Raw genomic sequence first — 12,517 nt, forward strand, 5'->3', positions numbered from 1 at the left:
AATACTCCTATAGGAGCCGGCTCTCCATGGAGAGCCGGCTATTAGGGATAAGCTTGTCCGCTCTCGTCAGCCTTTCGACGCCTTGTCGAGGAACAACTGCGACATTGCGGTGGGCTGCACGCCCGCCACGCCTTTCGCCGTCGCCGTCAGATAGTCGTAGAAGTAGCCGAAGACCACCGGTGTTTCCTCGAGCAGCAGCTTCTGGATCTTGCTGGCAGTGGCCTTCTGCGCCTCGAGGTCGAGGGCAGCGATATAGCTTGCCGCCATCTGGTCGTAGTCCTTGTTCTTGAAGTGGGCGGCGTTCCAGGTGCCGTCGCTCTTCAAAGGTGCCGCCAGATAGACGTTGGGCACGCCCCGGTGGCCGTAGTCGGTGATACCCATCGCCGAATCCAGCCAGTTCGACTTGCCGAACACCGCGTCGCCGTAATAGGCGCTCTGGTCGAGGATGTTGAGCTCGAGTTCGATGCCGATTTCCTTGACCCAGTTCTGGATGAGCTGGGCGTATTCCGGGATTTCCAGATAGCGCTCGGTGGTGAGCGTCATCTTGAAGCCCTGGCCGACGCCGGCCGCTTCCATCAGCTGCTTGGCCTGGGCAATATCCTGCTTGCGTTGCGGCACGCTGGTGTCGGTCGAGGGGTAGACGGCGGCGAACGGGCTGTCATTGCCGAGCGCCGAGCGTCCCTTCATCAGGCCGGCGGCGAGCTTCTCGCGGTCGAGGCAAAGCGCAATGGCGCGGCGCACGCGGGCGTCCTTCGTCGGGCCTTCGTCGCAATGCATATGCAACTGCTGATGCGCCGACGACTTCAGGCTGATGATGTCGACATTCGGGTCGTTGAGCACGGCGACGCCCGCCAGCACCGGCATCTGGTTGATGATGTCGATCTGGCCGCCCTGCAGCGCCAGGATCTGCGGCTGGATGTCGGTGAAGAAGGTGAATTCGGTACGGTCCGGCAGAGCCTTCTCGCCCCAGTAATCGTCGTTGCGCACGAAGGAGGCGCCGACCTTCGGGGTGTACTTCTCCAGCTTGAACGGCCCGGTGCCGTCGAAGCTCTGTTCATAGCCGCCCTTGTAGCTCGCCGGAATGATGACGGCGTTGTAGTTGTCCGACGACACCATGTACGGGAAGTTGCCGTTCGGCGCGTCGAGATGGAATTCGACGGTGTAGTCGTCGACCTTCTTGGTGTTGCCCTTCTGCAGGATGCCGGTGAACACCGACAGCGCGTTCGACGAATTGGCCGGGTCGGCGAGCCGGTCGATGCTGGCCACCACGTCTTCGGCCTTCATCTCGCCGCCCGAGTGGAACTTCACGCCCTTGCGCAGCGTGAAGGTCCACACCGTGCCATCGGCATTCGGCTTCCAGCTTTCCGCCAGCGCCGGCTTCAGCACCAGGTCCGGGCCGTCGACACAGAGGAATTCCGCCACCTGCTGCATGACGAGCAGGCCACCGGCGTCGGCGATGGTGACCGGATCGATCGCCGCTGCCGGCACGCTGCTGCCGACGCGGATGGTGGCGCCGGGTGCGCCGGCGCGAGCGAGCGAGGGTGCTGCGCCGAAGCCGGCGGCCATGCCGATGCGGCCGAGCAGCGGCAGCGACAGGCCGAGCAGGCTGCCGTGGCGCACGAACTCGCGGCGGCTGATGCGGCCGTCGACCAGGCCGTCGATGAGGTGGTTTTCGAGTGGCGTCCGGCCGCGCCGGAGGAGATCGAGAATGCGATAGTTCTTGCTCATGGGTCTAAGCCCTTTCCCCAATTGTTGTGGTTGGCGGGTGCATTCCAGTGAACGAGTTGCGTGGAGTTCTCCGGTCCAGGCACTCAGTATCGGTCGATGTACAGTAGCATGCGGCTCCGACCGGTCCATCCGCCCGTTGGGACGCAAAAGTCAGATTTTCTTGATGGATTGTCTGTCGGCCGGGCGACCCGTGGCCGTCCTTTTCTCGATAAGTCCTGTTTGCGTTTCGACATCCTCCTAATTCAGCGGCAGCCTGCGGTAGGTCCCGGGTTTTTCCGGATCGTGATATTTGTTGCAGGGGCCGTTTTCGACGAAGTCGCGATGGCAGGCGGCAAGCCTTTCCCGCGACAGCGTGACCCCGAGGCCGTGGCCTTCGGGCACCGGCACGACATTGTTCTTCGGCGCGAACGGGCCTTCCTCGATGACGTCCATCGGCTGCATGCGAAACAGCGACTGGTTGGGCTCCCGGATCCAGCCGAGCGCGGCGCACAGATGCAGGTAGCAGGCGCTGCCGATGCCGGTGTCGCCGCTGTAGCACCAGTAGTCGATGCCGGCATGCTCGCAGGCGCCGACGAAGCGCAGCATGCGGTTGATGCCGCCATGCGCCGTCGGGTTGCCGACAAAGGCGTCCGGCACCTTCAACTCCATGGCGCGCGCTATATCGATGTTGTGGGTCGAGAACGGGATCGAGGTGTGGCGGCGCAGTTCCCGCATCTCCTCGATGGTCGCCACCGGATCCTCCCAATTGCGCACGCCAAGCTCTTCCAGCGGCCGCGCCAACTGCCTGGCGGTCGCCAGCGAATAGGCCTGGTTGGAATCGATGCGGATCATCGCCGCGTCGCCGAGCTTCCTGCGGATCAGCTCGACCATCTTCATTGAAACCTTGGGATCGTGCGTCGAGAACTTGCCCTCGAAGAAGGTCGTGCCGTGGCGCTCGTGGAGTTCGACGCAATAGTCGGCGACCTCTTCCGGCGTCTTCTCGCCTTTGACTGTCGCTCCGTCGCCGCGCAGCGAGAAATAATCGGTGAAGGGGATGTCCTTGCGCACCGCGCCGCCTAGCAACTGATAGAGCGGCTGTTTCCAGGCTTTGCCGCGCAGGTCCCACAGCGCCATCTCGATGGCGCCGAAGGCCATGATGCGGGTACGGTCGTTGATCGATTGCACGCCGCTCCAGAACGGCAGGCAGACTTCCTCCGCGCCGGCGATGTCGAAGGCGTCGCGCCCGGCGAGCCTCGGCGCCAGCACGTCGTTGATGACGGCGGCCGCGCCCGGCGTCGGCGCCTCGCCGATGCCGACAAGCCCGTCCTCGGTCTCGACCTCGACGATGGTCGGCGAGAAGCCGTCGAGCTCGCCGAAGACCCAGACATAAGGGGCCTCCAGCCTGTAGTTGATCGGTGTCGCCTTGACGCGCCTGATCTTCATGTCAGCCGATCTCGAAGAAGGGTTCGCCGAGCAGGCCGGGATCGACATCGATGCCGAGGCCGGGGCCGTCGGGAACGCCCATATGGCTGCCGGTCACCGGTGGCGCGTTCCTGGCCGTGCGCACCGTCACCCATTCGTGGAAGGCGATCGCATGCAGACGGCGCTCCGCCGGCGTCGACAGCGACAGATGCGCCATCGCGGCGGTATCGATCTCGGCGCCGCCTGTATCCTCGACCGTGATCATGAAGCCGAGATCGACGGCGACATCGCGGATCAGCCGTGTCTGCGTCACGCCGCCGAGCCGCGATATCTTCAGTGTCAGCCCGTCGGCCGCACCTCGGCGATGGATCTCCAGCATCTCGCCGAGCGAGGTGACGGATTCGTCCAGCACCATCGGCTTGTCGAGCATGCGGCGCACCGACATATTCTCGTCGAGCGTCGTGCAGGGCTGCTCGAACGTGTAGTCGATGCCGCGCGTGGCATCGGCGAACTGCCGCGCCTGATAGGGCGTCCAGCCGGCATTGGCGTCGCAGAAGATCACCGTGCCCTTCGGCACGGCGGCGGCCACCGTCGTCACGCGCTCAATGTCGTCATGCACATTGCCGCCGACCTTGACCTGCAGGCGGCGGCAGCCTTCGGCGATGATCCTCTTGGCAAGTGCGGCCATCTGATCGAGCGTGCCGTGGGTGACGACCCGGTAGGTCTCCGCCATGTCGCTCTCGCGGCCGCCGAGCATGGTCACCAGCGGCACGTCGGCGGCGCGGGCGGCGAGATCCCAGCACGCCATGTCGAGCGCCGACTTGATGTAAGAGTGGCCCTTGAACACCGTGTCCATCAGCCGGCCGATGCCGGCAAGGCCGCGCGGATCCTGGCCGATCAGATGCGGCGCGATCTCCGGCACGCCCGCGCGTGTTCCCGCCGGAAACGCGGCCGAGTAGAAATTGCCGAGCGGCGCCATCTCGCCCCAGCCGGTCACGCCGCTATCGGAAGTGATCGCGACGATCACCGCGTCGAAGCAGTCGGCGACGCGTCCCTTGGACATGCGGTAGGGCCCATCCACGAAGGGCTGCACGACATGATAGGCCTTGATGCTCTTGATCTTCACTGTGCTGTCGTCCGCTTGTCTGTCAGTTCTTCGACGCGCGCTTTTCGAGGCCGCGCGCATAGGCAAGAAGCTCTTCGAAGTCGAGGTCGATATGCTCGCGCGCATGGCGCTGGGCGGCGCGCATGTCGGCGCCTTTGAGCAGCGCGACATAGGTCTCGTGCACGTCTTCGGCCGGCACCGGTTCGTTGCGCGCGCGCTGATGCAGGGCGAAATACATCTGCAGCCGGCTGGTCAGGCGCTGCCAGGTCTCCAACAGCACCGAATTGTCGGCCCATTCGTAGATCAGCCCGTGCAGCTGCAGTGCCGTCTCGATCTGGCGCGTGGTGTCCTTCGCGCGTGTCGCCTGCTTCACCGCTTCATGGCGGCGGCCGAGCTCGTCGAAGAAGCGCTGGTCGCGTTGCGACCAGGTCCTCTCGATGGCGAACTCGTCCAGCACCTGGTTCAGCGAATAGGCGTCGATGATGTCCTTGGCGGTGACCTCGATGACGAAGGTGCCGGCATAGGGAATGCTGGTCAGGATGCCTTCCTGCACCAGCTCGCGCATCGCCTCGCGCAAGGGCGCGCGGCTCACCCGCATCTGCTCCGAAATCCTCAGCTCGTTGAGTTTCTGCCCGGGCTCCAGCTGTCCGGTCAAGATGGCGCGCCGCAGCAGGGCGACGATCTCCGCCCTGCGCGTCGTATCCGCGATCGGACTGAAATCCAGCTTTGCCATAAGTCGACTCCGAGAGGAATTTCTGCAAGACAAGCAGATTGTCGACAATCTAACAAGGACTGATTTCCACGGCCTCGAGATTTTAAGTCTCAAGCGGCGCGGCCGTAGAACCCGATCCGCTCCTCGTCGGTGAACATGACGCCTGGACGTTCATAGTAGGAGAACACCGCGATCATGCGTTCGCGGTTGCCCTCGACGGTGGTGACGCGATGCGCGGTGTTCTTGCCGCGAAAAACATTCAGCGTGCCGGCCTTGATGCGCAGGATCTTTGCCTCGGGATCGCGCCCCTCGAGCAGCTTCGCCACACCGTCATAGTTCGGATCGTCGTCCGAGCGCAGGTCGGTGCGGTATTCGAAATCGCCGCCGATTTCCGGCGCCTGCAAGAGCAGCGTCGTGGTGAATTCCGAGCGGTCGAAATGCCAGTTGAGTGCCTCGCCGGCGCGATAGCCCATGACATTGGCGCGGGCCAGCGGATCCTGCATGACATGCAGCTGCGGCTTCTCCATCGTCGCCGCCAGGAACCGCACCAGCGGTGCATATTCGTAGATCGACAAAACGGTGCTTCTCGGGATCTGGTCGGCGCAGACCGTATGGCTGATCGTTTCGACCGTGCGTAGCGCCGGATGATCCGGCGAAAGCTCCGGGATCGACGGCTTGAAGTAGATGTTGTGCATGCGCCTGTGGACATGCGAGCGCGTGTCCATCACCGGCCGGATCTCGGCGACGGCCCGTTCGGCCATGCCGGGGCGCAGAAAGCCTTCCAGGTTGAACATGCCGCTGGCCGCGAGCGCGGCCTTGGACGCGTCTACCAGCCGCTGCCATTCGGGGCTGCCTTCGCGGTGGAGCGGGTAGCGGTCCAGGTCGAGAATGTTTTCGATCATAGTGTCCTCCAAAAATCCTGTTGCCACTACACGCCAAGGAAATCTTTGCCGCAATGCGGAAAATTGTTAGGATCCCCCTAGAAAAACTTTCGAGGAAAATTTGGAAAAGCTTCCGCCTTTGAACGCGATGAGAACCTTCGAGGTCGCGGCTCGCGCCGGCAGCTTCACGCTCGCCGCCTCCGAGCTAGGTGTCTCGTCGGCCGCGGTCAGCCAGCAGATCCGCAATCTGGAAGATTGGTTCGGCAAGCAGCTCTTCATGCGCAACGGCAACCGCATCGCGCTGACCGATGCCGGCCACGCCATTTATCCGCAGACGGCGCATGCGCTGGGCGAGATCGCGGCGGTCGGCCGGCGCATGCTGGAAGGCGGCTTGCGCACGCGCCTTGTGGTGAGCGTGCCGTTCTCCCTGGCGGAGCTTTGGCTGGCGCCAAGGCTCGCGGTGCTGCTCGACGGTTTTCCGCGGATGGCGATCGACGTCCGGGTCGAGGATGATCCCGTCGACGTGGTGCGCCAGAACATCGATCTGCGCATCTCCTATGGCGACTATCACTACCCGGCGCTCAAGATGGCGCGCCTCGTTCATGACGACGTCCTGCCGGTCGCATCGCCTGAGTTCTGGCGGCGCCACGGCAACGGTGCCGCCGGCCTGGCCGACGTGCATGAGAGCCACTTCATTCACACCAATTGGGGGCCGAACTATGCCTCGCACCCGAGCTGGGCGGATTGGTTCGCCGCTGCCGGCGGCAGCCGCGCGCCGGACCCCTCGCATGGCCGCCGCGTCGGCCTGTCCAGCCTGGCGATCGGTGCGGCGCGGCTGGGGTTGGGGATAGCGCTCGGCCAGAGGGTGATGGCGAGTGCCGACCTTGAGGCGGGCCGATTGATCGCCCTGTCGTCCGTCTCGGTTCGTCTCGGCCAGCCCTACTGCGCCTTCATGCTGCCGGCCAAGGCGGAACGCGCCGACATCGCCGGATTGGTCGAACTGCTTGCAAGCAATCCCGCGAAGCCGCGCACGGAGTCGGCGTCGGGAGCCGTCTGAACCCTCATGGCAAAACGGCGCCCTCGACGTGGGTGTCGAGGGCGCCGTCGGACCGGAAACTGATGGGGGTTATCAGCTGGCCGGTTTCGGTTGCGGCAAGGGAGAAACCGGCATTCCGGGTCCGATCTTCTGCAGATTGCCCGTGATCACCTGGTCGGTCTCGGAGATACCGGAGGTCACGGAAATCAGGTCGCCGTCGGTAGGCCCAAGCGACACCAGCTTCTGGTCGACGGTGTTGCCTTTGCCGACGACATAGAGGTACTTGCCGAGCTGGCTGGAACCCAGCGCCACTTGCGGCACCATCAGCGTGTTGGGCTGTTCCTTCACATGCAGCCGCACCCGCACATACTGTCCGGGCAGCAGCGTGAACTTGGCGTTGCCGATCGTGGCGCGCGCCGTGATCGTGCCTGTCGAGTGGTCGATCGTGTTGTCGATGAAGGTGAGCTCGCCCTTCTGGCTGGGCTGGGTCTCGCCGGGCAGCAGCACATCGACGGCGATCGGACCGTTGGCCTTCGCCTGCTCGATCTGGATGAGATCGGTCTCGCTCGGATTGAAGGTCACATAGATCGGATCGAGCTGCACCAGCGTGTTGAGCACCGTGCCGGCGACGCTGACCAGCGTGCCGACCGAAGCCTGGTTACGGCCGATACGCCCCGAGAACGGCGCCTTGATCTCGGCATAGCCGAGGTTGAGCTCGGCCGTCCGCACCGTTGCCTGGTCGACAGCAAGGGCGGCTTGCGCCGCGCGCAGGTTGCTGGTGCGCTGGTCGAAGCTGTCCTTGTCGAGGTAACCGGCCTTGGCAAGATCGGTGCCGCGGCCGAGATTGGACTTTGCATATTCGAGCGTCGCGCTATCGCGCTGCACCTGGGCCTTCGCCTGGTCCAGCGCGGCCTGATAGTCATCCGGCGCGATACGGTAGAGCATGTCGCCCTGCTTGACGTCGCTGCCGTCGGCCGCGGTCTGCTCCTGCAGATAGCCCGGCACGCGGGCCTGCAGCGTGATGCTGCGGATCGATTCCACCCGCGCGGCGTAGTCGAGATAGATCGGCAGCGTCTTTTTCACGACATTCACCACCGGCACCGGCATGACGAAGGCTGCCGGCGCGGGTGCCGCGCCCGCCGTGCCGCCGCTCAAATTGCCCATGTCGAGAAAGTGCACGCTGGCCACCGAGATTGCGCCCAGCGCGACGGCCGTTCCTAAAGCGATTTTCCATCTACGCATAATTGATCTCCAATCCTATTCGGCCGCCTGCGCGAGCGGCTGAAGCGCCGGCTCGGCGGTCGGTTCAATTTCCTCCTGCCGAGGGGCGTCGTGATACCCCGTGGCAGGTTCTTTCCCGCCGCGGCGTTCGCGCAGCTGTTCGATCACCGCGTAGAAGACCGGCACGAAGACCAGCGACAGGATGGTCGCCGCCACCATGCCGCCGAAGACGGTGGTGCCGATCGACTGCCGGCTGGCGGCACCCGCACCCGTCGCGAACATTAGCGGCAGCACGCCGAGGATGAAGGCGAAGGCCGTCATCAGGATCGGCCGCAGCCTCAGCCGCGCGGCTTCCATCGACGCTTCGACGATGGTGAGACCCTCCTCGCGCCGTCGCCTTGCGAACTCGACGATCAGGATCGCGTTCTTCGCCGCCAGGCCGATCAGCATGACGAAGCCGATCTGCGAGTAGACGTCGATCTGCATACCGCGCAGCAGGAGCACCACGAAGGCGCCGAACAAGGCGAGCGGCACGGCGAGCAGCACCATGAATGGCATCGCCCAGCTTTCATACTGCGCCGCCAGGATCAGGAAGACGAAGACGATCGCCAGCCCGAACACGACAGACGCGATCGATCCGGCCTTGAGCTCCTGGAATGTGATGCCGGTCCATTCGTAGCCGAAGTCGCGCGGCAGCACGTTCGCCGCCGCCCGCTCCATGGCTGCCACCGCCTGTCCGGACGAGAAGCCGGGGGCAGCGCCGCCATTGATCAGCGCCGAGGCGTTGTTGTTGTAATGCGGCACGGTCTCAGGTCCGACGATCGGCACAAGCTTGCCCAGCGTGCTCAGCGGTACCATGCCGCCCGACGCATTGCGCACATAAAGCCTGGAGATGTCGGTGGCGTCGGCGCGCGCGTCCTTGTCCGCCTGGATCGTCACGCGGAAGGTGCGGCCGAACAGGTTGAAGTCGTTGACGTAGAGCGAGCCGAGATAGATCTGCAGCGTGTTGAAGACGTCCGGCAGGTTGAGGCCGAGAAGCTTCGCCTTGCTGCGGTCGAGGTCGTAGTTGAACTGCGGCGTCGAGGTCGAGAAGGACGAGAACAACTGCTGCGGGTTGAGCTCCGGCTGCTTGCGCGCCTCGGCGAGCAGCGCCTGCGTGACGTCGTTCAGCGCCGCGCTGCCGCGGCCCGACAGGTCCTCCACCTGGAACTCGAAGCCGCCGGTGGTGCCGATGCCCGGGATCGAGGGCGGATCGAAGGAGAGCGCGAACGCGTCCGGCATCTGCAGGAGCTTGCCGCGCACCTGCTCGACGAGCTTCGAGGCGCTCTGATCGGGTCCGCGCTCGTCCCACGGCTTCAGGATGGCGAACTCGACCGCCGAGTTCGACTGTGCAGCGCTGGTGAGGAAGTTCAGGCCACTGATCGAGCCGACGATGTCGACGCCGGGCGTGCTCTGCAGGATGTCGCGCGCCTTCTGCGCCACGGCATCGGTGCGCTCGAGCGAAGCGCCGTCCGGCAACTGGATGACGACGAAGAAATAGCCCTGGTCCTCGACCGGCAGGAAGGTCGAAGGCAGCTTCTGCCAGACGAAGTAGGTGGCGACGAGACCGGCCGCGAACAGGCCGAGCATGATCCAGCGCAGTTTGATCAGGATGCGCACGCCATGCGCATAGGCATGCGACAGCCAGTCGAAGCCGGCGTTGAACCAGCGGAACAGCACGAACTGTGTCTCGCCGCGATGGCGCAGGAAGGCGGCGCTCAGCGCCGGGCTCAACGTCAGCGAGTTGAAGGCCGAGATGCCGACCGAGATCGCCACGGTCAACGCGAACTGATTGTAGAGCCGGCCGGAAACGCCGGGGATGAAGGCGACCGGGATGAACACCGCCATCAGCACCGCGGTGGTGGCGATGATCGGCCCGGTCACCTCGGCCATCGCCGCGCGCGTCGCGGCAAGCGGCTTGAGCCCTGCCTCCAGTTGCCGCTCGACGTTTTCGACGACGACGATCGCATCGTCGACGACAAGGCCGATCGCCAGCACCATGCCGAGCAGCGAGAGCATGTTGAGCGAGAAGCCCAGCATGTACATGATCGCCAATGTCGCGATCAGCGAGACGGGAATGGCGATGGTCGGGATGATGGTGGTGCGCCAGCTTTGCAGGAAGACGAACACCACTGCCACGACCAGCGCCAGCGCTTCGCCGAGCGTGATCAGCACGTCATGCATCGAGGCCGACACGAAGCGCGTCGTGTCGTAATGCATGGCGTAGTGGACGCCCTTCGGGAAACGCTGCGACAGTTCCTGCATCTTGTCCTTGACCCGCTGCTGCAGGTCGAGCGCGTTGGAGCCGGGCATCTGGTAGACGGCCAAGACCACGGTCGGATCCTTGCCGAAGAAGGCGGATGACGAATATTGCAGTGCGCCGAGTTCGATGCGCGCGACGTCGCGCAGCCTGACCAGCGAGCCGTTCTGCGAATTGGCGCGCACGACGATGTCGCCGAATTCCTTCGGGTCGCTGAGACGGCCGACGGCATTGACCTGCATCTCGAAGGCGGTGCCTGCTGGCGCCGGCGACTGGCCGATCTTGCCGGCCGCCACCTGCACGTTCTGTTCGGCGATGGCGTTCTGCACATCGACGGCGGTGATGCCGAGATTGGCCAGTTTGTCCGGGTCGAGCCAGACACGCATCGAATAGCGGCGCTCGCCGAAGATCTGCACGTCGCCGACGCCGGGCAGGCGCTTGAGCGGATCGACCACCTGCAGATAGGCGAGGTTGCTCAGCGCCACCGGATCGACCGAGCCGTCAGGCGAGGTGAGGTCGACGATCAGCACGAAATTGGGGTTCTGCTTCTTGATCGTCACGCCGCCCTGGTTGACGATCGCCGGCAGGGAGGACGCCGCTTGGCTGACGCGATTCTGCACGTCGACGGCCGCCGTGCTCAGCGGATAGCCGACGTCGAAGGTGATGGTGATGGTCGAGGAGCCGTCATTCGAGCTCGTCGACGACATGTAGGTCATGCCTTGCACGCCGTTGATCTGCTGCTCGAGCGGCGTGGTGACCGTATCGGCCACGACCTGCGCGCTGGCGCCCGGATAATGGGCGCTGACCACGACCTGCGGGGGCGTGATGTCGGGGAACTGCGAGACCGGCAAAAGGAAATACGCGATCGCACCGGCGAGCACCATGATGATGGCGATCGCCGACGCGAAGATCGGGCGGTGGATGAAGAAGTTCACCATGATGCGGACGCCTCGCCGAACGGTTTTGCGAAATGGCGCAGGCGCCGGGCCCGGCCGGAGCCGGAATCCGCCAGGAAGGATGGCGGGATATCTTCGCCCAGCGCCTGTTCGGCCGCGCGCGAGCGCAGCATCCGTTCGAAGGCTTTGGGGTCGATCCCGTCCGCCTTCATCACCAGCCGGATCATCGGATCCCGGATGGCTTCGTCGATCGTCAGGTCTTTGCGCTTTTGCACAGGAGTGGCTCCTTGCTCGGTCCGCATCGATTGATCACGGGCCGCTTTTTCTCGAATTCACCGGCCGAAGCCGCATGACAGGCAGGTTTTCTGGCCTATCTCACTCTGGCAGGGCTATCGGAGGGCCTTGTCGTTTGACGGCGAGTGATATAGGTGTTACCAGTAAGTAACATGCTGGAAGTTACAGACCGGTAACACCCTAGTCAAGAGGTGGCGACGGTTTTTTTGGAAACGACAAAAGGAGATCATCATGACTGACGGCGTCGCGGAGCGTTCCCGCCCCCGGGATCGAATCCTGGAGACGGCGCAGGACATGTTCCACAAGCACGGCATCAAGGGTGTGGGCGTCGACGCCATCACCGAGGCTGCCGGCACGAACAAGATGACGCTTTACCGTCACTTCGAATCCAAGGACGAGCTGATCATCGAGTGCCTGCGCGCCACGGCGGCGAAGGCTTCAAGGATTTGGGACGAGTTCGAGGCCCAGCATCCCGGCGACAAGCTCGCCCAGCTGCATGCCTGGGTCCAAAAGGCTTCGCAACTGCTCAGCGCCGACAGCCGCGGCTGCGACATGGCCAATGCCGCCGTCGAGCTCACGGAGACCGATCATCCGGCCAGGCGCGTTATCAAGGAACTGAAAGAGGCCCAGCGCGAGAAGCTGGTTGCGCTTTGCCGCGATGCCGGCATCGGCCAGGCCGAGCTCCTCGCCGACACGCTGTCGCTGTTGCTCGAAGGCGCGCGCGTCTCGATGCAGAGCGTCGGCGCCGAAGGTCCGAGCGCGCAATTCGTGCGCATGGCCGAAAGCCTGATCGCCTCGTTCCGCGCGCGCTGACTTCCTCTCCCCTCGGGGAGAGGTCGGATTGCCCGAATTGCAAAGCAATTCGACTTGGCAATCCGGGTGAGGGGGCGCTCCGCCTCATTGCGCGCAAAGAAAAAGCCCGCTGCCGGGAGGAGGTGGCAGCG

10 protein-coding genes are annotated in these 12,517 nt (G+C 64.3%); 2 read left to right on the forward strand and 8 right to left on the reverse strand.

Features of this window, described 5'->3' with window-relative positions; translation table 11 throughout:
• Window positions 1-66: 66 nt before the first annotated feature.
• The 5 genes from RFM52_RS06360 to RFM52_RS06380 form a co-directional block, all read right to left on the reverse strand.
• Window positions 67-1,728 (reverse strand): ABC transporter substrate-binding protein, encoded by a 1,662-nt coding sequence (locus tag RFM52_RS06360; RefSeq protein ID WP_320294655.1) that lies wholly within the window; start codon window positions 1,726-1,728, stop codon window positions 67-69.
• A 237-nt stretch (window positions 1,729-1,965) separates the two neighbouring features.
• On the reverse strand, window positions 1,966-3,150 hold the full coding sequence (locus RFM52_RS06365; protein WP_320294656.1) for a mandelate racemase/muconate lactonizing enzyme family protein: 1,185 nt from the start codon (window positions 3,148-3,150) through the stop codon (window positions 1,966-1,968).
• A 1-nt stretch (window position 3,151) separates the two neighbouring features.
• Window positions 3,152-4,255: a mandelate racemase/muconate lactonizing enzyme family protein gene (locus RFM52_RS06370; protein ID WP_320294657.1), complete on the reverse strand. Its 1,104-nt coding sequence runs from the start codon at window positions 4,253-4,255 to the stop codon at window positions 3,152-3,154.
• A gap of 22 nt (window positions 4,256-4,277) precedes the next feature.
• The gene (locus RFM52_RS06375; RefSeq protein WP_320294658.1) at window positions 4,278-4,967 is read right to left on the reverse strand and encodes a GntR family transcriptional regulator; all 690 of its coding nucleotides are present in this window, start codon (window positions 4,965-4,967) and stop codon (window positions 4,278-4,280) included.
• A gap of 89 nt (window positions 4,968-5,056) precedes the next feature.
• Window positions 5,057-5,848, reverse strand: coding sequence for a HalD/BesD family halogenase (locus tag RFM52_RS06380; RefSeq protein ID WP_320294659.1), 792 nt, complete (start codon window positions 5,846-5,848; stop codon window positions 5,057-5,059).
• 127 nt (window positions 5,849-5,975) lie between these two features.
• On the opposite strand from RFM52_RS06380, the gene RFM52_RS06385 reads away from it, so the two are divergent.
• The gene (locus RFM52_RS06385; protein ID WP_320295026.1) at window positions 5,976-6,884 is read left to right on the forward strand and encodes a LysR substrate-binding domain-containing protein; all 909 of its coding nucleotides are present in this window, start codon (window positions 5,976-5,978) and stop codon (window positions 6,882-6,884) included.
• Between the two features lie 72 nt (window positions 6,885-6,956).
• On the opposite strand, the gene RFM52_RS06390 is transcribed toward RFM52_RS06385, so the two are convergent.
• The 3 genes from RFM52_RS06390 to RFM52_RS06400 are packed head-to-tail and all read right to left on the reverse strand — an operon-like array spanning window position 6,957 to window position 11,581.
• Window positions 6,957-8,105 (reverse strand): efflux RND transporter periplasmic adaptor subunit, encoded by a 1,149-nt coding sequence (locus tag RFM52_RS06390; protein WP_320294660.1) that lies wholly within the window; start codon window positions 8,103-8,105, stop codon window positions 6,957-6,959.
• Window positions 8,106-8,120: 15 nt separating this feature from the next.
• A complete protein-coding gene (locus RFM52_RS06395) occupies window positions 8,121-11,321 on the reverse strand; it encodes an efflux RND transporter permease subunit (protein ID WP_320294661.1) in 3,201 nt (1,066 codons plus the stop codon).
• Window positions 11,315-11,581, reverse strand: coding sequence for a hypothetical protein (locus tag RFM52_RS06400; protein ID WP_430699231.1), 267 nt, complete (start codon window positions 11,579-11,581; stop codon window positions 11,315-11,317). Before RFM52_RS06400 ends, RFM52_RS06395 begins: the two co-directional genes overlap by 7 nt.
• Window positions 11,582-11,804: 223 nt before the next feature.
• Between RFM52_RS06400 and RFM52_RS06405 the strand changes: the two genes are divergently transcribed.
• Entirely contained in the window at window positions 11,805-12,386 is a 582-nt protein-coding gene (locus tag RFM52_RS06405) for a TetR/AcrR family transcriptional regulator (RefSeq protein ID WP_320294662.1), read from the forward strand.
• The last annotated feature ends 131 nt before the right edge of the window (window positions 12,387-12,517 follow it).

This window comes from Mesorhizobium humile (assembly GCF_033977215.1).
GTDB classification, from domain to species: Bacteria; Pseudomonadota; Alphaproteobacteria; order Rhizobiales; family Rhizobiaceae; genus Mesorhizobium; species Mesorhizobium humile.